This is a genomic window from Parasphingorhabdus sp. (assembly GCF_965233695.1).
GTDB lineage: Bacteria > Pseudomonadota > Alphaproteobacteria > Sphingomonadales > Sphingomonadaceae > Parasphingorhabdus.
In genome coordinates this window covers 2,574,817-2,597,500 of sequence record NZ_OZ247497.1, presented here as the reverse complement: position 1 = coordinate 2,597,500, position 22,684 = coordinate 2,574,817, and the positions used below count along the sequence as shown (strand labels likewise).

Below are 22,684 nucleotides of genomic sequence, written 5' to 3'. Positions count from 1 at the left end.
GCAACTGCTGGTCCAGGGCACCTCCCGTTCAGGAAAGCGGGAGTTGTGCGGACATATCAGGAGATATTCTGGACCAGCTATTGCACGAGTTTCGTGAGGCCAAAACTTTCGGGTTCAAACGCAAATTTGCCGCCACCGGGAAAGGAAGCAATGGCATGTAGCTGGCCGCGCTCCAGCCTCAGGTGCCATGTCTGACCCAGCGTCGGCTCGCGCGCTGCAAATACGGCCGGGTCAAGCAGCGCGACATTGCACCTGCCATCGGGATCACGTACAGAGATGAAACGGATCAATTGTGCCGATGCTTGGCGGGCAACGCTCGCGAGATCCTGACATGCGCCGTAATCATCGCTTTGCACCCAGTCGTCCGCCCGCTCGTCAAACGGAGCCTTGGTCAGATCCAGAGCGCGGGATGAGGAAATTGCAATGGAAAAACTCAGATGCTCGCTGGTCGTATTGCCAGGTACGAAATCCGGCGAACGGGCAAAGAAACGCAGCCGCCAATAGGCAGTTTCGGCAATTGCAGTGGCTTCCTGTTCACTGGCATAGAATATACCGGGTCGTTCGTCAGCCTTGCGAAACCGGCTGGCAATGCGGTGACCATAGCGAAAGGGTGATCCGAGAAGATAATGCAGTCCTTGTGCTGCCTTTGGCAGATCAGGCTTTGCATCCTCCACCAGTTCTTCAAGGCGGGATTGGTCTTCGAGATTATCTGCAAGGCGATTGGTAGAGATACGGTGCTGCGCTTCAACCACACGCCAGACTGTCCGGCGATAGCGCCGGAACTCAGACGCGAGCGCGGTGGGCGTCCACATAATCACATACGGTCATCAGGCCTTTGAAACTGTCGATCAGGTCAATCGGTTTGGCGCCCAGATCAAGATTATGGGATGTAAGCCAGGATTTGGCCGCCTTGTCATCGCTGCCCAGCAATGCATCAAGACTGCGGAACAGACGCAGCAGAAACTGGCCAGCTTCAAAGGATTTGGAGGCAGGATCGAGTTTGGTCTGATCGGAGCGTAAACGGGATATGGTAGCGCCGGACAAACCCAGTATCGCGCCCAGCTTGGCGTTGCTCAAGCCCCAATATTCTGCAATTCTGGCAACCGCGGTCGTCAGAATTCTGTCATCATCTGATTTGGTTTTTGGCAATCTGCTTGCCATCACATACCCTTTCATTTGAATATATTTATCTATAATCATTCATTTGAATAATTGCAAGTATTTTCGATATTCTGAACATCCGCTCGCTATGCGGCTTCCGCCAGCTCATCATCAGCTTCCTCGGCCAATGCAGCATCGTAGCCACCCAGCTTCAGAAGCAAGCTCGCCGCCTCCTCGGCGCGCGCAGCAGCGGTCAGCATTGCGCGGTCATCATTTTTGAGCAGTTTGAGCCAGCTCGCGATATAGCTGGCATGATTGTCGAGATGACTGACCGGCAAGCCCAGTTCTGCGCCCAGGATTGCGCTAGACAGTTCTGCTACCAGTTCTTCCGCTGCATAAGCAGCGCTTCGAAAACGGTTTTTGAGATTGCGGTTCAAACGTAATTTATGACCAGTCCAGTGCGAGCATTCATGCGCGAGCGTCGCGTAATAATGATCATAACCATAAAACAAATGCGCCGGCGGCATGGTAATCCGGTCGAGCAGAGGTTCGTAATAAGCGGCACTTCCGGTTTCCCGGATATTGGCACCGACAGACTCAAAGAAACTATCTAGCGCTGCCTCCCTGCCCTCCGGTTCAATCTCTTGTACTTCCAGTTTAGGGTAATAGCGTTCGGGCAGATTATCGCATTGATCGGCATTGAAGATAGCATAGGATTTGACGACGCGGCGTGTTTCTGATTCCTGATCCTCACCAGTGCTGGCTTCGATCTCTTTTGTATAGCTTTTGTAGAAGATGGCGATGGTCGATTTTTCTCCTTTACGCACCTGCCCGCCCAAAGCGGCGCATTGCCGGTAGGTCATCCAGTATGGGGATAGAAAACCGCCAGCTTCCGCTACCATCCAGAGCCAGAAGGTGTTCATGCCGCGATAGGGCGTTCCGCAGTGCCTCAGCGGCCGCGAAACCGGAAGGCCTCGCCACGGCTGGACCCAAGGCTTGGTTCCTTCTTCCAGATTTTCGATAATGGCAGCCGTGATCCTTGCGGCCGGCGATATCTTCGGTGAGCGATGTGATCTTTTGGGCATGTCTATTCTCCTGAATATATCCAGCAAAATTGCCGGATCAGACAGGCCCAAGCCCCCTCTCCTCTTGCGTTCGAACGGACGCAAAAAATCCTAAAATAAAAGAAGCGACTTGCCTTGAAAGGCAAGCCGCTTCAGCCAGAAGACCACCTGCCAGGAGGAGGATCAGGCAGCCTTGTCGGCTATCTCTGGAATATCTTCTGATGCGCCAGCTTCCGAAGTTTCATCTTCTAAAACCTCGTCAGCCGCAGACAAATCAGCAAAGCGCATCGCATCGGGTACCCACTGCGCAGCTTGCTGTTTGACCTCGGCCTCTGCGATGAAGTTTCCGGAGAAGATGCGCTCGGCCGTTGCAGCAAGATCGGCCTTTTTGGAAGTGCCGTAGCGGTTTGAAAGTTCTAGACCGCCGACTTCTTGCATTCCGCCAAGCGTTTTGGCCTTGGGTACTCGGTCAAAATAATTGGCCGCAGTCGGACGCCACCAAGCCGCCATATCGATTTCCAAGATACCGCCCAGATAATCGTGCAGTGAGACTTGCCGGTCGCCTTCAACATTCAGGCTGGCAACCAGCGTTCGCGAGACAACATGGCCGAGCCACGCACTGCGCGCATCATCACTCATTGCCCGAAATGCTACAAAACGCTCGACATCAGTAGTGCCAGCTTTCCAGCTTTCATCCAGTGACCCGCGCAATTCCGCCAGGCTTGCACTAGCCGGTGCATCCTTTGCCTCGAAATTATGCGCCGGACCATTTGCAACAGGGCCCTTGAGAGTCGATGCCTCCTGTGCCTGCCAGTCATGGCTGTCGCTATCCGCAAGCGTGAAGATCATAAAATCGAGCGCGAGCGCCGGATCGCTGGCCACATGAAGCGACAAAATATCACGCCGCTGCATCGCCAGTTCATCGACGAGGCGTTTCGAAAGCGCTGCGCGCTTGGGTTTAGCGGCCTCGCCTTCCTCGACCAGCTCAACGCCTTCCTCTTCGACCGGGGCATCGGCCTTTTCGGTATAATATTGGGGAACCAGTGTCGGTACGCCGTCATCGCCAAGCGCCAGAAAAGCGCCTGCTTCGCTGCGAAGCGCATCGGCCAGAACTGGCTTGCGATCATTGAGCGCGCGCATTTCCTGTTCGATTTCCGACACTCGTTTTTCGGCCGCGAACACATCATCTTCGCTGCTGTCTTCATTTTCGAGGATGACAGCTTCGCCGTCATATTCGATTTCCAGTTCAGACAAACGCGCGATAGCTTCTTCCCTAAGCGGTTCAAGCTCGGTAGGAAGCCGGTTCAAACCTTCGACAAGTTCATGCGAGACATAACAGTCAAGCGTTGGCTTTACCCAGGCAAGACCATGCTGGTCTTTGACCTCATCGGCCCGCCATTCCATTTTCTCCGCGGCCAGGCGCTCAAGAAGCGCGACATCAACCCAGCTTTCACTTTCATCATCATCGAAGAGTTCTCGGTCGATTTTGCCGCCTGCCGCAAGATAAGCATCGCGTCCGACGAGAACAGCGCGGGGATCACTGGCCAAAACACTGGCGTCCAGAACCATTCGCCGGATGCTGTCGGGTGTAATTTGATAATAAGCGCCAGAAACTTCCTCGAACACTTGGGCCTGACGTTCGACATCCGAGGTCGCTCCATAAGCTTTTGCAATATCGAGCGTGATGTCACCGCTTGCCAATGCTTTAAAAACCACTGGTGCCAGCTTGGCGAGACGCAATCGCCCTTCGACAAAGCGAACCGTTTGACCAAAACGAATGGCTACGTCTTCGATACTGGCTCCGTCGTCAACAATATCCTGAAACGCCTCGGCTTCATCGGCTGGATTGAGTTTTACGCGCTGGAAATTCTCAGCCAGACTGATTTCGCGAATTTCATGCGCTTCGCCGTTTTTGACCAAGCATGTAATCGGCTCGGTCTTCTTAATCGCTTTGTCCTTGGCAAGAGCCTTCAACTGTTTGAGACGCCGGCCACCTGCCGTGACCTCAAATTTACCCCGCGCAATCGCGTTAACGACGAGGTTTTGTAACAATCCTCGCGCGGCAATATCCGCCTTCAGCCATGCATCGGCCGCCGGATCAGAACGCTTGCGGACGTTTTTCTTGGATTCAACGAGCTTGTTGAGTGGAATAGATTTGAACATTTTATAACTCCTGATTGATCGAACCAACGTTCTTCGGCGACCATCGCCAAAACCGGGTTCAAAAGAGCCAAGCCTCCTCCCCTCTCATTGCCCGGGGTAACAGGTTGGCTTTCTGATTGATTGCAATTGAAGGAGAGCGGGATTGCTCAGGCCCCCAGTTTTTCCAGTATCTGCGCTGCTTCATTCACTGGAACAAAAAGACGCGTGCGGTAACGGATAATCTCGGTAAAACAGCCTTTGGATTTATACCAGTCGAGCCGCTCGGCTGAAAAGCCCGTCAGTTCCAATCGCTGGCTGCCGTTGATCAGCGAGCGTTTGGCCATAAGGTCATCATGACTTTGAACTGAAAACGGCTTGCCGCTTTGCATGACCATTTCCGCAACACGGGACGGATTGATTGTCTGGTTCATGTCGAGACCAAAGGCGCGAGCAAGATCTGCCATATCAAGTTCGGAAATTTCGCGGCCAATGATTGAACGCCCGTCGTGTGCTGCAATACGGGTGACACGGACAAACTCTCCTGGAATTTTATTCCAGACTGGCAAGAGCAATCCGGTGGCAAGATGGACGCGTTCATGGGCCGTTTCTGACGCCGCTTGTTCTTCCTCATCCAACCAGCCTTTTCGGAAGCTTTTGAAATCGACCTGCTCCCAAAGACTTTCCGACAAAGCTTCGAGAGTCCAGTTTACCGATTTTAGCGGCCTGATCAGGCGGCGGCGTTCGATTGTCTCTCCCTCATCGGTGATCATACGGCGGGTAGGAACCGACAAGGCCATACCGCCGGAACGCGCATTGCGTAATAGTTGGACCTGCGGCAGGCTAAAGTCCTGAAGCTTGTAAAGCCGCTTGAAGCGAAGCGGTCTAAGCGGGCGCTGTGTTTCCAACGTCACAAGATGCGTGGTAGCGCCAGAAATGCCATCCGTTCGAAGCAGCTTGTCCGACACAATTTGAAATGTATCAACCGCAATGGTTTCAACGCCCAGGTCCAGGGTTCCCGCTTCGCGCGCTGCTTCAACGCGCGCTTCGATAAGCGACAGATATTCATCAAATATAGCGTTCTGCAAAGCGATGGGCAGCGCCAATATCCGGTTTAACCAGCGCTGGATGGTTGGCAGTTTTTCAACAAGATCACCATCGGGTGTTTCAAGCTTGAGTCCCGTGACATCCTGAAAACGGTCAAGCGAAACAGCTTCCAGCTTGCCTGCATAGAGCAGGTGGAACCAGCTGGTCAGCGCATCGCGTGCATATTCGCTTTCAAGATTATCAGCCGGGTTAAACAGGTTTTGCCCGCCGGTTTGTCTTTGTCCGCGGGTCAAGGCGCCAAGGCTATCTAGCCGCCGCGCGATGGTGGAGATAAAACGCCGCTCACCTTTGACATCAGTGGTTACAGGCCGAAAGAGCGGTGCGGATGCCTGATTGGTGCGGTTGGTGCGGCCCAGACCCTGAATGGCATTATCGGCCCGCCAGCCCGGCTCGAGCAAGAAATGCACGCGGCGTTGCTGGTTCTGCACATCAAGATCAGCGTGATAGGACCGGCCTGTCCCGCCTGCATCGGAAAATATAAGCACGCGCTTCTCGCCGTCCATGAAACTCTGGGCTTCGATTAAATTCGACCGCGCCGTGCGGCGTTCAAGGCGTTGACGTCCGTCGCTGCCATTTACAAGCCTGCGGGTCCGGCCGGTCACTTCGGCAACATGATCTGTTCCAAAACGTTCGATTACCGCATCAAGCGCAGCCCAAATGGGCGGAAGCGCGCACAGTTTTTCGATCATCGCATCTCTTGCCTGAACCGCGCGCGGGCAAAGCACCGGATGACCTTCAGAAGTCGACATAGGCTCTGATCGCAAGTTGCCGTCATCATCGCGGAACACCCGCATCAAACGGACCGGAAAACTTTTGGCCAGATAATCAATGACATATTCGCGCGGGGACAGGTCGATATCAAGCTGCTCGCGTTCTTCGGCGCTGAGATCGGCAAGTCTGCGGTTGAGCATTGCCTCGGCGGTCGAGACAAGCTGCACAACGGCGGAATGCCCCTCTTCCAATGCCTGTTCGATCGCTGGGAGCAGGCTGGGAAGTTTCATGGACAAAAGCAACTGCGCGAAGAAACGCTGCTTGGTACCCTCGAATATCGAAAGCGCCGCCGCCTTTGCATTTCGGTTAAGCGTATCACCGCTATCTTCATCGACGATCCGCGTGGCTTCGAGCGCAGCCTCGAGATTTTTGTGAATAATCGCCCAAGCCTCGGCATAACTATCGTAGACCGATATCTGCTCTGTGGTAAGTTCATGCTCGAGAAGTTCATATTCAACGCCCGCAAAGGACAAGGCGCGGGCGAGATAAAGCCCCTGAGATTTAAGATCGCGCACGACCAGTTCCATCGCAGAAATACCGCCCGCGCGGATATCGCTTAGAAACTTGTCATAATTTGGAAAGGCGGTTTCCGGACCCCAGAGACCAAGGCGTGCCGCATAGCCAAGGTTGGCAATGTCCGAAGCCCCTGTTGCCGATGCATATAAAACCCTAGCGCGAGGCAGCAGATTTTGAAGACGCAGACCAGCTATGCCCTGCTCGGATCCTTTGACCTTGCCGCGGCTTCCCGTTCCCCCCAGCGCATTGGCCATTGCATGGGCTTCATCAAAAGCAATCACTCCATCAAATTCCTCCCCTGCCCATTCCAATATTTGAGCAAGCCTTGTCGTATCCATCCGGCCCGACCGCAGCGTTGGATAAGCGACGAACAAAATGCCTTCAGACATCGAAATCGGCCTTCCCAGCTTCCAGCTCGAAAGCGACTGGATATCAAGCGGCAGGCCGCCGAGCGCTGACCAGTCGCGGCGGGCGTCCTCGAGCAAGGTCTCGTTCTTGCTAATCCAGATATGGCGGCAATGGCCCTGCAGCCATCGGTCCATGATGACGCTGGCAATCTCGCGGCCCTTGCCCGCGCCAGTTCCGTCTCCGAGGAAGAAGCCAGTCCTATAACGAAAACCCTCGTCCGACGGTTCCAGCCCCGAGCCTTCGTTGATGGCCCTGTAAGTTCCGGGCAAATCGCGGGCGAAGGCATTCACCGCATAGATGAGCATTTCGCACTGCGCATCGGAAAGAAGCTGGTTCTTCCGCCAGTCTGCTGGAACCACCGGCTGATGCTGCGGGACCGGCGCGGCAACAGACCCCATCGCGACCGATTCCACCAGCGGGGTCGGATGAACGGGAGCATTGTCGATTGTTATCCGGCTTGGCCGGTAGGCTAGATAAATGCCTTTTTGCTCTGGCGTTGGTGCCGCAGAGTCGAGAACTTCAAAGATAAGCTTTTCGGATATTTGCGTGTCTGGTGAGGATTTTAAAACTGGCGCGACCGGGCGTTTCGAACGGTAGCTCGACACCAGCGCGAGTGGCTTTGCTTTGGGTCTGGAAGTTTGCGCATTGGATTTTGAGGCGGCGCGCTCGGGCAAAGCGCAGCAGGCGTCGTACAAACCTTCAAAATCGTCGATGTCGATTGGCTCTACGCATTGCTCGGAAGCAATTTTGTCTAATACCACCAGACGCACGGTAATGCCGGTTCCCCTGCGCGCAAAAGATCGTGTGATGCGCGCATCAAGACGAAGTGCACATGATCCAAGTTCGTTTTTGGCAAATTCGACTGCGCTAAAGCCTTCGGGCATGATCGCAACAAGCCGGCCGCCTGCCGCCAAACGCCGCCAGGCAGAGCGCAAGTGCCGCAGGGCTGAACGACCGTCTTTCCCGCGTTCGGCACTGCGCGCAAATGGCGGATTCATAAGGGCAAGATTTGGATTGTGGCGCGACGGAAGCAACTCGTTGATCAGCTCGCCATCGTGTGAGAAGGTCGGAGCACCCGGAAACAGCTCGCTTAGACACGCACTGCGCAGGTCGTCGATCTCATTGAGGATTAGCTTCGCGCCGACAAGATGCGGCCAAATGGCGAGAGTTCCCGTTCCCGCAGATGGCTCGAGTACGATATCTTCGGGCTTTATGCCCGCTGCCAGGGCCATTACCCATGCAAGCCGAGCGGGTGTCGAAAATTGCTGGAGGGAAATCTGGTCATCATGCCGGTTATGTTGTGGAGGAAGGGCTTGCTCCAGAATTTCGAAGCATTTGTCGGTTTCAGCAAAATCGGAATCTAGCGTGATTCCGGAATGTTCGCGAAGCCATAGCAGCTCAGCCAGCTCGATGGCACAGCCAGACATTTTTACCGACCAGCCATCTGTCGCATCGCTGTTTCCGGTGAGTTTTTGGAATATGGCATTGATGTCTTTTCGTGTGACTTGGGAACTTGTCTCCAGACGACGTGCTATTTCGTGAGCGGCCTTGATTACTATTTCGCTTGCCAGATCCGGTGTATCGTCGAGTTGAAGCTGTGCGTTTTGTAGAGTCATGATGGTTTTCCTCCGTTAGGCACGGACAGACCTCAGACGGCCATCTCGTGCGCAAACAGGGAAAAGCCCCCTTTCCTCTGGGTCAAAGGTGGACCGGGTTAGGTAGAAGCTGCGTTTGCTCGAAACAACTCATTATTCCAGTCATCGCCGCGCCGGCCGGGCCGGCGCGCGATGATGGACCGGCCGGGCATCTGGAAATGCTTGCGGGCTTTGGCTTCAGCGAGGTCACCGCCAGCATCATGATCGACAAAGAGATAAAGCTGCTTCACGCTTTCCGGAATGGTCACGATTCCAAAGCGCTCATTGCCCAATGTTGCCCAGATCGGAATGCCGGTAAGCTGGGTTGCGGACATTGCGCTTTCTGTGCCTTCCGCCAATCCAAGAACTCCATCTTTGGGCGGAAGAAGGCGCACAGCCCCGGTGCCGAGCGATCCGAGCGCGCGTTTGGGTTTGATGAAATCAGCCTGGCCTGAACCATCGGGAAGCAGGAAAGTCCGGTGAATGGCCATAATATACGCATCTGTGCGCACCGCTGCCAACATCGCTGGCAAGAAGCGGACATGGCCTTTGGGACCAAGAGGCGTGCGGTCAAGAAAGCGTAATTCGAGGGAAGTCATATTGACTAAACGCTTTTTGAGATAAGTCTGCGCAATAGTTCCTTGCAGGCGCTGAGCCTGCCGCCAGAGCCGCTGTGCATTGACGCTCGGTTTTAGCTCTTTGGGACTAGCTGCGGGAATTGAAACCGAACTTCCGCTGAACAGACTGCGCGCAGTCACACCTTGGCGCTCAAAACCCGCAATCACGTCTTTCTGCGGACAGCCTGCAAAACAGTGGAAGAGAATCGCGTTTCGGCCAATACTGACACCAAGTGATGGCGTATTATCGTCATGTGCCGGGCAGCAGCACATCCCTTTATCATTTTTCCAATAGCCAGAAAATTTTTCACAAATCTGTCTGGCAGTATTCTCGAGGTATGATGTGGGATTAGTTAGGACGTTACGGGACATTTAGGAGTTCCTTGCATCTGCGCCAGTTCTCCCCTTCCCGGCAGCCTCCCCTCTTCAACACGTAAGAAAACGCTTTCCTACAGCTATATGTTCTATTTATGTTCTCATTCGATTCGATGCAAAATGGAGATGAATTTTGGCAAAGATGCTATCAATGGGACTGTTTACGATTACGTTGTGCTCAAGCGTGGCATGGGCACAGGACGTGAGTTTACAGGAAAACAATAGCGCTCCTGTAACGGAACTTGGGAATCAGCAGACAGGTGGAAATTCAACGTTTCAGCTGTTCCAACATGGAATTTGGCAGCCAGAAAGACCATTACAACCTGTCTCCAAGGCATCGGCAGTTCATGACGGTGCCAGAAACAATCTACAAAAGAAAAAACCTACTCGGCTCAGCAGAACGGCCTCTTTCAGGCGGTCTATTTACCTAAGCTCCATTAGGGCAGCCGAAAGGAAACACGCCCTACCCTTTGGGTTACTCGATGCTCTAATTTGGCAGGAATCGCGTTACAATCCTATGGCTGTTAGTCCAGCAGGTGCTGGCGGACTGACGCAGTTGATGCCTGGAACCGCGTCTGATCTTGGCGTTAAAAACCGGTTTGATCCTTCAACCAATATTGACGGGGGAGCACGGTATCTAAAACAAATGCTGGATAAGTTCGGCGCAATCCACTTGGCGCTGGCAGCATATAATGCCGGACCTAACGCTGTGCTGAAAGCCAAAGGCATTCCCCGATACCGGGAAACTCGGTATTACGTAAAGAAGGTCCTTGCGCGCTGGACAGAATCACGACTGTAGGACAGAGAACGCTCAATCATGAACCATTCAAACTCAAACCGTCTACGGCTCACTGGAAAACTCATCAAAGGGGACCGGCGTTACGTCCTGCAATGTGATGATGAAAGTGTATGGAAACTGGATTTACAGGATATCGAAATTCCCGAAGATAATCGCATTATTTTGGTTGAGGGCGTAAAAACTGGAGTGGATTCGATCACGGTTGATTGGGTTGGGGATACCAAATAGCTTACTGTGTGCTGCAGTCACAGATACGAACAAGATCATCAGACCAAAGTTGCAACGCCTCGCGTTTTTCATCCATCCAGTTATATCGTTGGTAAACCTTGACAATCCCAGCCTGAGAACCGCTGATGTGGTTGAGAATTGCTTCGGTCACTTCTAGCCTTACTCCCAACCGCTGCAGGTTTGTAGCAACAGTCCGCCGGATGTCATGTAAGGTCCAATGCAGAACCGGACGTTGCAAATCAGATTGAATGTCGGCCCTCAACCGTCGCAACAATTTGGATATACCTGACGCACTAGTTTTTGGATTTGTCGCCGAAGGAAACAGCTTGCTGCTACCATCAGTAACCGGGCAACCTGAAATGACATGGCAAGCTTCGACGGAAAGTGGAATGATTACAGCGTTGCTATTTTTTGCGCTCGACGCTGGTAAGTTCCAGACTTTTTCTTCTAAATCAAACTCTGCACGTTCAGCTCCAAATACCTCGCTTCGCCGTGCAGCGGTGAACAGCATGAGTTTCAAACTATGCTGCCAAGGAAATGGCTGATTTTCAATAGCCTTCCAAAGGCTTTTCAATTCTTCATTCGACAAAACCCGATCACGAGGTTTCGGTGCTGGTGGTCTGCTTGCTGCTGTTACTGGGTTGTACGCTAGAGTTTCTATGCGTGGTAAAACCCAATTGAAAAACACTGACATTTGCGCAGCAACAAGACGGGCCATTACCGGCGCAGGACGCTCGCCATAAGCGATGCCATCAATTAACCGAGTAACATCCGTGCGCGTTATGGCGTCCACCGGACGACCGCCAAGCTCCGGTAAAACGTACTTATTGAATATGCGCCTTATTTCCTTTGCAGATCGCTTGTTCTCAACACGCTGCTGATCATAAGTGTTCCACAATGCTGAAACCGTTTTGTTCGATCTTTTATCAGGTTTCGCTACCTTTCGACCGCTCTCAATGTCAGCGCAAGCCTGGAGCGCTTTCTGCCTAGCCTGGGCCAGACCAATCCCGGGATAGTCTCCCAGAGTGATCTTTCTAAACTTTCCAGCAACCCGTTTTCGAACAATCCAACGACATTTACCTGTCGATCCTTTTACAAAGCGCAATCCCACGCAATCACTATCTGCGAGCTCCACTCGTCCTCGTGATGGTGCTTTCACTGCTTTCAATTTAGCATCAGTAAGCTTTATTTGATTTGGCATTTTGTCCTCTGAAAAACGTGCTACCCGGGTAGCGTTTCGAGAGGATACTATGGGATTATCTGGAACATATCAAGAACATTATTTCTCAATTATATAATTAAATCAGATGTTTAGAGAAAATGTGGGACATCAGAAAATCGGCTTAAAAAAACTTTTAATCAGTAGGTCGCTGGTTCGAACCCAGCAGGGCTCACCATTATTTAATGGCATGATAACGAAGTTACCAAGACGCTCTATTTTATCCAGAGGGCGTAGCAGGTAATTTGACTTTTGATGGAACATAGCCAGGCTGGTCGATATCCAGCGTGCCTTTGGCGCGCTTCTCCATCAGATCATTGACCAGATCCAGCGAGTCTATGCGTGTCTCGGTCCAGCCTTCGATGTCAAAAATTTCCGGTGTATGTTTTTCCAGGTTCTTCCGGATATTGGCCGGCAGAGCGTCATAACCCGAAATATGCTGACCATAGGCGCGCACCATGGTTCTTCCGGGCGCCTGGCCCACCTTGAGATAAGGCGCCCAACTGACCAGATTCTGCATGTGCATCTCGGCATCGGTATGGGTAAGCTTGTCGTTAAACACGTCTTCCACATCGGCGGAGAACACCAGCATGGAATCCCAATAGGTCATCGGTCCCGTATCATATGGCCCCCAATCTCCGGGCGGCATCCGATTGGGGAAGGCAAGAGTCGTCAAAGTCGGAATATAAACGCGGTTCCCAATCATCGTGATATTCAGAGGATCAGGAGCAAAGGTTGCGCGATTGTCCGATCGCTCGGCTGTATATTGCCGGCTCAGCGGGCCCAAAACAAAATGTGGTATCTCCACAATTTCGCCCGTTAGTGGATTTTCAAATGTATCTATGGGCTCTTCTTCATCAAATTTGGAATAATAGGCAACCTCGTAATGTTGCACGATAAAGTCGCCGTCCTCGCCATCGGGAGCCCATTTTTGCACAACATAATTATTCATCGTAAAAAACGGAATGATATTCCCGTCACCGGCAAAGCCAAAAACATGGAATTTCAGGAACGCATGGCGCTCGTCTTCAACGGTTGACCCCATAACTTTGGCAATGAGTTTTGACCGCTCGACAGGATCTTTCAGACGCTCCGCCAATTGGCGTTGATAGCTATCCAATTCCTTTGCGCTCAATTGCGTGTTTTCTGCCGTGCTTGGCGTGCAAGCGCCCAGTGCCACAACAGCACAGCCCAAAAGCGCGTTTTGAGCGAAATTGAATCTGCCTTTGTTTTTCCTCACAACAGCTATCCCTCTATAACAATATGCATCCCAGATGCTCTCAACATGGCTGTACAGCGACAACAAGGATATAGGCTTTGCCAAAATGCCCGACTGCCGGATAGCTCTCATGCGCAAGTTGTCGAGCTGCTTCCCGATAATTTATGATTTTGAATCAATTCCCATAAAGTCGGCTCCTCAATACCAATAGGTCATATTGACTATTGCTAGCCTTGTCCGCTGCCTGCAACAATGTCAGCCTTGCCGACATACCGTTTGCGTAAAACCTCTCTGTCTGGTTTATGATAAACCGAAACGGAACCGCTACGTCGATACACGCGTAGTTAGCAATCTTGATTTTTCCAACGAGAAAATCGGCTCGTATAAGGGCAAAGTGAATGGGGCTAACCCCGGTAACAAAAACCGCGACATTGCGGCTTTGAGGGTTTCTCTGTCCAGCACTTGCTTCCGATCAGGGATAGCAGCCATCAAATAATCCTGCGCAAGGTCGGGGTTTTATGGCAATCTAGAAACCGGCAAATTTGAACACTAAGGTGTGCACTCTCAGAATCTCAGGACTGCTAGTTCTCGCTAGTCGACCAAGCCAATATCCTGATGCGCAAAAACCGCGTTGTGCAATTAAAACTTAAGCAGGGTCAGCAATCGTACGGGAGCAAGCGAATGGACAGAAGAACTTTCATGGCAGCGAGCGCTCTTTCCGTTACGTTGAGCGCAACCTCTTCCCATGCGCGTGAAAGGTCTAGTGTGCCAGTCAATGCAGAGATCACAGGGATCGATCGTTCGCACGCTAGTTTCCTTATGAAAGAGGCCGGATTTGATGCGCTAGTGCTGGAAAAGGCCAATAATGTCTATTATGCGACAGGCATTCTGCCGGCGATGACCAGATTGGGTTTCGATGGCGATAGCTTTGCCATCATTCCGCGCGATCAAGCCGCGCCGATTAAATTCATAACACCGCAATTTGCCTATTATTTCTCCTCCGCCGATGTTGATATGCCGCCTGGAGTGCAGCCAATGCTGGTTACCGGTCCTCAAGGCGACAATGCAGCAAATCCGTTTTTCTTTGCCCATCCTGCTGGAGAACCGTTAACAGCCAAAGAGCAAAACCGTCAAAACGAAACTAAGGCCGCAGCACCCTATTTTCAATCAACACAACATGCGGTGAAATCGGCGCTCGAAGCTTTGAAACTCACTTCTGACAATGTCGGATATGATACGATTTACGCGCGCAATATCATCGAACAAGCCGTACCCAAGGCGACAGGCCGGGATGCGGTGGACATCATCAAACATATCCGCTTGATAAAGACCCCGCGGGAAATCGCCCTGATGAAAGCGGCATCACAGGCCAATATAGCGGCAGCCCTGAACACGGCCAGTTCCATGCGTTCTCTGGGAAGCTTGCGCAATATCCGCAATCATTTCAACGCGGAGGTGTCACGACGAGGTAATATACCCGGCTTTCTGGTGATTAACGGATCAATCGACGAAGCCTATGATGAAGATATCGTCGAAGGCACTACCGTTTTGATTGATGGGGTTAGCTCCCGGGCAGGCTATCATGGCGACTATGGCCGGACCGTCTTTGTCGGTGAACCGTCCCAGGCGATGATCAATAAGGTGAAGACGATAGGTCTTGCCTGGGATGAATTGCGACCCAGACTAAAGCCTGGCATGCGCTTTTCGGAAATCCGCGAAAACGGGCAGGCAATCCTGCGCAAAATGGGTAGTGATATCCATGTTCCGTTTAATCCGCACACTGTTGGGCTCGCGCATACCGAGCAACCAATTCATGGTCTTGATGGGTTGCCATTGGACCTGCAGTTGCAGCCGGGGATGATCCTCAGTGTCGACTGCCCGTTGATGGAAAACGGCTCCGGCGGCACCGCCCATCTCGAAGATCTTGTCCTGATTACCGAGGATGGCAACGAGCCTATCCATGACGTTGGAAACCAGATCATTATTGCTTAAGCCCTAGCGCGATAAAACGACCATGGGAAAACCGGCTATGGCTTGTTCGATTCAAATTCCGGATAGCGCCCAAGGGTCAACAATACCAATGCTGCGATAGGGAACAGGACGCAGAAAAGCTGTAGAAGAAATTCATAAGACCCATCACGATCAAATACCGACCCGAATATCGGAGGCGCAAACGCAGCGCCTATAAACAGGGTAATGTAAAGGGCTCCATAGATTTTTCCATATGCGGACAATCCAAAATATTTGCTGGCCATGAACGCGACAATATCAAACTCCGCTCCAGCGGCAAAACCCACGAGCAGGATTGCGACCGCAGCCTCTCCATGAGAAACTTCGCCGATTAAAAGGAGACAGGCCGATGCCGGCAAGATCAGAGCGATAGTCGCGACCATAGGTGCCCAAAAGCGATCCAGCAGCGCGCCCATTATTATGCGTCCGCCAATGACTGCTATTCCGATCAGTCCAATCAATTTGGTACCATCTTGAACCGATATTCCGCTGATGCTTAACATGGGCAGCATGTTTGAAATCAACCCCGCCACACCAAAGGCAATGGTGAAGAAGGATGCGGCGATAACGTAGAAACGGTAATCTCTTAACGCCTGGCCAAGCGTCTTTCCTGAAACCGCAGAAATGGCGGCGGCATCCGCTGGAGATTGTGGTGCCTGTGCAGCCGCTAGCACTGGTTTTAGAAAAACCAAAGCCAATGGCAGCGGAACCAGCAACACGATTAGCCCGAAGAAGATATAGCCGCCTTGCCAACCCCATCTGTCAATCGCGAATGATGCCAGCGCTGGTCCAAAGGCAGCAAAAACCCCGCTTCCTGCAAGGACAATACCAAAGGCCAGGCCGCGATGCTGGCGGAATTGATGGCCGATGACATGGGTCCAGATAACCGGGCTTGTGCCCTGCCCCACAATAGCCATGAGGGCCCACGCGGCATAAAATGCATAGAGGTTCGATTGTCCGATGAGCCCTATCAGCGCGAGCGATGCAGCGAAGGCGATAATACTGGGAATGGCGACCCAGCGCGCGCCAAATCTATCACAATAATGACCGATGACCGGACCACATAAAGTACCAAGAATAATGAACGTAAACGCCGATTGGAATTGTTGCATTGTCCAACCGGTGTCTTGTGTCACCGGCCCTGCAAAAATACCCAGCGTATAAAAAGGAATCGCGGCGACGCCGAACATCATGCCGACAAAGCATGCGATCAATACACCAGTGCCCTGACGAAATTCGGACATATGATGGCTAATACCACTCATATCGCGCCCAAAAGCCTGACAACAGTTTTACGTCAGTTACTTCCCGCCTGGGAACATCGATTTTGGCGGCGAAGCGACGGGTATTTTTCCATCAGCTGGCAAAGGAGCAGGCTTTTGCTCCCGCGCATACATTTCAAGCGAGGATAGCATTGGCATTCCCCACTTCGAACTGACATCGAGATATTCAGGATAATGCTTGGCCGCATATTCAACTGCATGTTTATCCGCAAATTCAAGCGAATCTTCAGATCCGAAAAAGCATGAATAGGAACAATGTCCGGGGGTCTCGCCCATCAGCATCCATGGCAACCAAGGGGTTGTACGCATCCAAGTACCCCGGGCCGTAATGCTCGTTAGATCAGGATTCTGAACCTCATCCCACTCAAGGGCATAAAGGAAATTCTCGGTCACCTGATTGAACTTTGATCCGCTTTCGCGTGGCCACTTATCTGGCTGCAAGGCTGCCGGATAAAAGAGATTGATCCGGGACGCTAATGAAAGGTCATTATTGCGTCGCTCCCAATCGAGCAAGAACGGCCTCTTGGGCGGTGCTACAGCGTTAAGACCACCGTAGGTCGGCGGTTGAAAATAATAATCTGTTATGGTGTGATTGAACGCAGGATTTGCGATCGGAACCACCCGAACCTTTTCGTCAAAATAAGGATTGTGCCATTCTTCGAGAATCTCACCAGTCGCTAGATCAGTATAAAACCCTATTTCGTTGAGCACCTTGCGGTAGCCTGGATCCTCTCCCGGGAGAGACGGAAGCAGCTTGGCAGCTGAAAAACCGGTGAACCCGACCAGATCACGAATGGCTTCCCCTGGCCTGACGCCTTGAACGATACCCTTGAACCAGCCGAACTTGGTTGATTTCATATCGGTGTTACCGTTGATCTTGGCATAAACTTCACGATTTCCAGCCGTGGTAGTCAGATCATAAGCTCCGCTCGAGAGGTCTCTTATGACACCGCCACCCTTTCGCACCGTTTTGGCCTTCGCCGGGCCCGCTCCAAGCGCCATAGCTGCGGCGCCGGCTGCACCAGCTGCGATAAAATTTCTGCGATCCATAATCAGCTCCTGAAATGTGTAGGGTTAATAATCGAAGGTCAATGTTGCACCCAAGCGACGGCGATTGCCAGCGGTTGGAACATACACGGAAAAGAAGGGTGAACCGCCGATGTAGAACGAGTTTGACACATATTTTTTGTCAAACAGGTTTTTGCCCCAGACAGAAACCGACCAGCGGTCGCCGCGGATCCCAATCCGGCCATTTGTAAGGACCCTTGGTTCAATTGTTGCTACGTTGAGTTCTGATACATACTGCTTGGACTGACCAGCCACATCGACCCGGCTAAACAATTCAAGCGAGTCCGAGATCGCGATATCGTATGATGCCCCGACGTTCCATTGGAGCTTGGAGGTCCGCTGCAAATCGTTGCCACCGATATCGCCATTTGCGTTACAGACTGTTCCGTCACCACAAAGATTGGCTCTCAATATCCGACTGGAAATCGTTCCATCATCATAGGTCGCATCGATGTAAGCGAGACCAGCGTTGATGAATAGTCCCTCGATAGGTTCAATTGCACCTTCTACTTCAAGTCCCTTAATCGATGCGCCACCGATATTCTGGGTGATAAGCGTCGTGGTCTGCGAGGCGCCAGTTGGCGCTACAGATAGCTGGAGATCGCCCCAGTCAATGTAGAAAGCGGCAAGGTTCAGCGTCGCCAACCCATTCATGAAGCTATTCTTCAGACCAATTTCATAGGTCCAGTTTGTATCTGGTCCGTAAAACTGTTCCTCCGCCAACAGTGGAGCGCCGCCGGGCAGGTTTGAGTTGTTAATGCCACCGGATTTGATACCTTTAGCCACGGACGCATAAATTAAATTATCCTCCGTGATTTTGAACGAGACATTGGCCCGTGGCGTAAAATAGCTATCAGAAAATTCATACGGATCCGGCGATGTCAGATCGATCTGGGTCTTTTCCTCATCTGTGTAACGCCCCTCCAATTCAAATACCAAACGCTCATCCATCAGAGGAACAGAAATACGTCCAAAAATCGCATTGGTATTCGTATTTGTAAATGTGTCGGAAGGGGTTGCAAATGATGGAACCGTCGTAATCGCCTCGGTGACAGGCGCGTCAAACACGGCGCCAGTACTGAAGTCCTGATCATCGCCATCCTGAATGAAGGCGCCGACCATTATATATATGCCGTTGTCGCCTTCATATTGCAGGCGAAATTCATGCGAATCATATTCGTAACTACCAACCGGGTTAATGCTAAACGGGAAAACGACGTTGCCTTGAAACAGGTCGCCGTCAATTGGGTTACGTGCACTCTGACCAGCGGAGAAAACACTGCCTGACGAACGGCCAAACAGATAGTTTGCCGTAATTTGATCGGTCAGCTCCACTGCGACATTGGCGCGATAGATATCTGACTCTGATTCAAGTCCATAGGATACCGGGTCAATTACATAGCCTTCGGGAAAGTCGACCGACCCAGGAGGTGCTGGCGGATCAACTGAGAGCTCACCGCAGAATAGTTGATTTTCAACCGCAGCAGGTTCGAATGAAAATGTCGCAAAGCTAAATGCAAGCCCACCGACACTACAGTTAAAGTCACCTGCACCGCGGTCCAATCGATATTGTGCCCTGGATTCTGATGAGACATCAAAATTGTAATAATCAAAGTCGATTGTCACTGCCTCGATCGGACGGAAACTGGCACCAACGGTGAGTGACTGGTTGTCATAACCACCAATCCGGCCATTTGTGCCGGGATTGATCGTGGCTGCGTTTGGAAAATTATTCTTCCAGTCGCCGTCATATTCCGAAAAACCAAGTCCGAGCCGCATCGCAAGCATGTTGTCGATCAATGGAACGCTGAGATTACCTGAAATATCGAAGCCCTTATTCTCGGAAACCTCGATTTCGCCGCTCGCTGAAATTTCGGTCAGGCTGCGGTTCGTTGTCACATAGTTGATTGCACCAGCGAAAGCATTGGCACCGTAAAGTGCGCTCTGAGGGCCTTTTACGACTTCGACACGCTCGAGGTTGGTCGAGCCAATATCTACTGCATATTGACGCGGAATATATATTCCATCAATGAACGTCGAAACATTCTGCTCTAGGTTGTTAATTGAAAACTGCGTAGTGCCCCGAATGGTCGGTGTCCCGAAACCGCCATTCGAGAAATCTTCGAACACCAGACCGGGCGTCAGCAGCGCAACATCTTCTAGTTCGGAAATCGACCGGCGCTGGATTTCTTCTGCAGAGAAAGCGGTAATGGCACCCGGAATTTCCTGAAGATTCTCCTCGATTTTTCGGGCTGTTACAACAATCATATTGCTGCTTTCTTCCGCAGCGGCGGAATCACTGGTTTGAGCAATCGCCGTATTTGTTGGCAAAAATGCCATTGCTGTTATTGCTGTGGTTCCCAGAGCCGTAAGGACGGCTGCTCTTATTTTGCTATTTTTACTCTTGGACATCAAAATCCCCCTCGATGAAAAATTGGCCTCCCAGACCGGCGTTATTCGTTTGCAAGTGTATCAAGGGAATGATGCACAAATAGTTCTTACCAGAGAATCTCCGCTAGTTGGTTAAAAATTCATTCGATTGGATTGAGAGCGCCGGTATTGGGAAATCGGCCTGCTCAACAGGTTAGGAATGGCGCCAAAACATCTTTGCTGGCACTATGGTTGAACCACCATTGTGCCATCCCCTAACGGTTTTAAGAACAAGAGCGGACAAGCCGACTAGCCAGTAGGTGGATCAAAATTGTCCCAATTTTGCCAATCAGCTGTCACAAAATGCTCATCAATCAATGTCCGCATGTAACATTTGCCATCGCGAAACCACTGCCATGTCCGGGCCCGTTCTTTGATATCCTTGTCGACCTGAATCATCTCATAAAGATAAACACCGGGTTCGTCCTTGCGCACCCAGTTCAAGCAGGTCGAAAGATTATTGTCATCCGGCTGCATCGCCGCCGCCCAACCTTTGATCAGGTCATTGTCCCACCAAATCCGGCCATCTTTGTAATTTGCAGGAAACTCGCGCGTTTCGCTTTTCCCGTCGTCCCAGAAATAATAATTGGTCTGATGATAATCCGCAGGCTTTCCATCTTCCGGTATGCGGCAAATGAGACGCGACTTGTGCGCATCGATCAATTCTCCGGTGATTGCATCATAATAGCGGTACATGCCTTCCCAGACGCCTTCATTGGCTGCCAGCAGCGGCATGTTTTTTCTGAGTATTTCGGGTTGTGCCATGGGTCGTCTCCTATGTTGTTTGTGTGGAAAGCTGTTTTATGTGCTCGATCCGACTTCAAAACCCTTGCTCAACGGTGCAGAGGCAAAGATCAGAATATCGTTAAGTTTACCGTCTTCACCAACTTCGAAGAAATTACAGTTGGACATGTGGGTTTCTTCGCCTTCGTCATCGGTCAGCGAGATATTGAACCGCACGGCCAGGCGGTTTTCCTGCGGGTCGGCCACAGCAACAAAATCCCGAAAGTTGATAACGGGAAAGCTGGTGATGAAATCTTCCAGATGGTCGCGCAACGCAGTCCAGCCGGTATAGGTAAAATTGCTGCTCGGTATGCGCATTTCGCAGTCTTGCGATATACCTGCCATTACGCCATCCAGATCATGGGCATTGAGCTTCTTGAAGAAATTTTCGATACCTGCAGTGACAAGCTGCTGTCTCGATAACGGCATTACGTATCTCCTCTTGACTGGGTGACCGTGTCAATAACGTCCCTGCTGTTCGGATAAGGGCTCGATTGCTCAACAATGACAAACAGATCCTTTGGGTCCCGGTCAAAAGCGGCCGCAGCAAAACACTGGCTGGCCTTAGTCAGTTCATCTGCTCGGCTAAGTGGTCGCAAAGGAGAACCGAACGGGATATCCACAATCTGCTCTATGGTTCGCCCGTCATTTAGCTCAAGAACGATTTTTTGGGGCGACAACGCATTGGGATCCGGATTGTCGTCCAGAATGACATGAATTTTTGCTGCATCCGCAAGAGTCTGCGGATTTGTGAAGCTTTCGGCCGTAAAGAGAGACGGATCAATTTTTCGCTGGCGGATCATCATTGGAGCCACATATTCCAAGCATAACCGAGCATAGGCGGGCTGCATATCCGGCTTGCAGCTGCGGCCAACCAGAAGCTTGATCAGAGAGGGCACGTAGGCCGTCAGGCTGGCGACATTCTTCATTTCGAAATCATGGTCTGCGCGCATATCCATCAGGGCGGTCAGTGTAGCCTGGGTGGCGCGGCCCGCCGGAAATGGCTTGTGCGCCACCTCGGTAATTTTCCAAGGATTGCCCCAAGCGTTGAAATGCGCATCGAGATTTTCGCCCTGCTCGATCAGCTTGAAATATCCGAACTTGCCGTCCACCACGTCATGCGGACCGGTCATGCCATGCGTTACCAGATCAGCAGCAGTAAGCGCGGCGCGGGCAGCGATGCCGATTTGCAGCGGCAAGGTTTCCGAACCTTCCCAATGCGCCTGCATGGTTCCGGAAACCTGACTATAGGCAATCCCCATCAGGTTGGTCATTTGCATTCGGTCAAACTTGCGAAGCCGGCCAATAGCCATGGCAGCGCCCATGAGTCCGGCAGCCGAAGGCCGGAAAAACCGTGGTTCGGTTTTAGCAGCTGCGCCGAAAAACACCGCTGTTTCAACGCCGACGATAAGCGCCAGCAACATCTCGTCGAGCGGCACGGGGCGCTCCTCAACTTCAGACAGCAGCGCGGCGGTCGTTGTGCAAAGCGCAATAACCACCGACGGTTCATGCAGCGCGTCCCATTCCAGCGCGTGAATCTGCAATCCATTCACCACTGCGGCTGAATGAGGCGACAATCGGATGCCTTCACGGCCCAATATACGGCAGGTTCCCGTCCTGTCGCCATCCCATTGCTGTGCCGCCGCCAATATTTTATCGCTGGCGGGATTGCATTTTCCAGCAACCCCAACCGCCAGTGTATCTGCCAGAAAAGTCTTGGCATGGCGCACCGCATCAGCCGGTAGATCGGAAAAATTGTGAGATAGCACGCAATCGATCAACCGATCCGTGGTCGGACTGCTGTCACGCGATGCCTCAGGCTCGCTGCTGCCAGATTGAAATGTCATAATCGGGACGAATAGCTTTTCTGGTCAAACACCGGAACGATGAATGCTGGTTGACCGCGCAACGGA

General features: G+C 51.9%; 16 protein-coding genes and 1 pseudogene. 3 read left to right on the top strand and 14 right to left on the bottom strand.

The features are described 5' to 3' along the window. Positions 1 to 77: 77 nt before the first annotated feature. From ACO6S1_RS12285 to ACO6S1_RS12260, 6 genes are all read right to left on the bottom strand, one after another. Positions 78 to 812: an RES family NAD+ phosphorylase gene (locus tag ACO6S1_RS12285; RefSeq protein ID WP_422342984.1), complete on the bottom strand. Its 735-nt coding sequence runs from the start codon at positions 810 to 812 to the stop codon at positions 78 to 80. Beyond that, on the bottom strand, positions 784 to 1,161 hold the full coding sequence (locus tag ACO6S1_RS12280; protein WP_173203001.1) for an MbcA/ParS/Xre antitoxin family protein: 378 nt from the start codon (positions 1,159 to 1,161) through the stop codon (positions 784 to 786). Before ACO6S1_RS12280 ends, ACO6S1_RS12285 begins: the two co-directional genes overlap by 29 nt. Positions 1,162 to 1,247: 86 nt before the next feature. Further along, positions 1,248 to 2,186: an ArdC family protein gene (locus ACO6S1_RS12275; RefSeq protein WP_173203003.1), complete on the bottom strand. Its 939-nt coding sequence runs from the start codon at positions 2,184 to 2,186 to the stop codon at positions 1,248 to 1,250. Between the two features lie 162 nt (positions 2,187 to 2,348). Then, positions 2,349 to 4,328: a ParB/RepB/Spo0J family partition protein gene (locus tag ACO6S1_RS12270; protein ID WP_422342983.1), complete on the bottom strand. Its 1,980-nt coding sequence runs from the start codon at positions 4,326 to 4,328 to the stop codon at positions 2,349 to 2,351. Between the two features lie 146 nt (positions 4,329 to 4,474). Continuing rightward, a complete protein-coding gene (locus tag ACO6S1_RS12265) occupies positions 4,475 to 8,722 on the bottom strand; it encodes a strawberry notch-like NTP hydrolase domain-containing protein (RefSeq protein WP_422342982.1) in 4,248 nt (1,415 codons plus the stop codon). A gap of 98 nt (positions 8,723 to 8,820) precedes the next feature. After that, entirely contained in the window at positions 8,821 to 9,729 is a 909-nt protein-coding gene (locus ACO6S1_RS12260; RefSeq protein WP_422342981.1) for a DUF7146 domain-containing protein, read from the bottom strand. Between the two features lie 409 nt (positions 9,730 to 10,138). Between ACO6S1_RS12260 and ACO6S1_RS12255 the strand changes: the two are divergent. Continuing rightward, a pseudogene (locus ACO6S1_RS12255) lies at positions 10,139 to 10,531 on the top strand (lytic transglycosylase domain-containing protein); the annotation flags it as partial. Positions 10,532 to 10,549: 18 nt separating this feature from the next. Next, complete coding sequence (locus tag ACO6S1_RS12250) at positions 10,550 to 10,759, top strand: DUF5818 domain-containing protein (protein ID WP_173205603.1); 210 nt, start codon at positions 10,550 to 10,552, stop codon at positions 10,757 to 10,759. Position 10,760: 1 nt separating this feature from the next. Here ACO6S1_RS12250 and ACO6S1_RS12245 read toward each other — a convergent pair whose 3' ends face one another. Next, positions 10,761 to 11,960, bottom strand: coding sequence for a tyrosine-type recombinase/integrase (locus ACO6S1_RS12245; RefSeq protein WP_422342980.1), 1,200 nt, complete (start codon positions 11,958 to 11,960; stop codon positions 10,761 to 10,763). 238 nt (positions 11,961 to 12,198) lie between these two features. Beyond that, positions 12,199 to 13,218, bottom strand: a complete 1,020-nt coding sequence (locus ACO6S1_RS12240) for a DUF1838 family protein (RefSeq protein ID WP_422342979.1) — start codon at positions 13,216 to 13,218, stop codon at positions 12,199 to 12,201. A 660-nt stretch (positions 13,219 to 13,878) separates the two neighbouring features. Here ACO6S1_RS12240 and ACO6S1_RS12235 point away from each other — a divergent pair. Then, a complete protein-coding gene (locus ACO6S1_RS12235) occupies positions 13,879 to 15,189 on the top strand; it encodes a M24 family metallopeptidase (RefSeq protein ID WP_422342978.1) in 1,311 nt (436 codons plus the stop codon). A 35-nt stretch (positions 15,190 to 15,224) separates the two neighbouring features. Here ACO6S1_RS12235 and ACO6S1_RS12230 read toward each other — a convergent pair whose 3' ends face one another. The 6 genes from ACO6S1_RS12230 to ACO6S1_RS12205 all read right to left on the bottom strand — a co-directional run bounded on the left by ACO6S1_RS12230 (position 15,225) and on the right by ACO6S1_RS12205 (position 22,618). Further along, positions 15,225 to 16,472: an MFS transporter gene (locus ACO6S1_RS12230; RefSeq protein WP_422342977.1), complete on the bottom strand. Its 1,248-nt coding sequence runs from the start codon at positions 16,470 to 16,472 to the stop codon at positions 15,225 to 15,227. A gap of 36 nt (positions 16,473 to 16,508) precedes the next feature. Then, positions 16,509 to 17,540, bottom strand: a complete 1,032-nt coding sequence (locus ACO6S1_RS12225) for a DUF1838 family protein (RefSeq protein WP_422342976.1) — start codon at positions 17,538 to 17,540, stop codon at positions 16,509 to 16,511. Between the two features lie 24 nt (positions 17,541 to 17,564). After that, complete coding sequence (locus tag ACO6S1_RS12220) at positions 17,565 to 19,970, bottom strand: TonB-dependent receptor (protein ID WP_422342975.1); 2,406 nt, start codon at positions 19,968 to 19,970, stop codon at positions 17,565 to 17,567. 267 nt (positions 19,971 to 20,237) lie between these two features. Continuing rightward, positions 20,238 to 20,753, bottom strand: a complete 516-nt coding sequence (locus tag ACO6S1_RS12215) for a DUF3598 domain-containing protein (RefSeq protein WP_422342974.1) — start codon at positions 20,751 to 20,753, stop codon at positions 20,238 to 20,240. Positions 20,754 to 20,789: 36 nt separating this feature from the next. Then, positions 20,790 to 21,200 carry a nuclear transport factor 2 family protein gene (locus tag ACO6S1_RS12210; protein WP_422342973.1) on the bottom strand — a complete coding sequence of 137 codons (411 nt, stop codon included), beginning with the start codon at positions 21,198 to 21,200 and terminating at the stop codon, positions 20,790 to 20,792. After that, entirely contained in the window at positions 21,200 to 22,618 is a 1,419-nt protein-coding gene (locus ACO6S1_RS12205; RefSeq protein ID WP_422342972.1) for an MmgE/PrpD family protein, read from the bottom strand. Before ACO6S1_RS12205 ends, ACO6S1_RS12210 begins: the two co-directional genes overlap by 1 nt. Between the last annotated feature and the right edge of the window lie 66 nt (positions 22,619 to 22,684).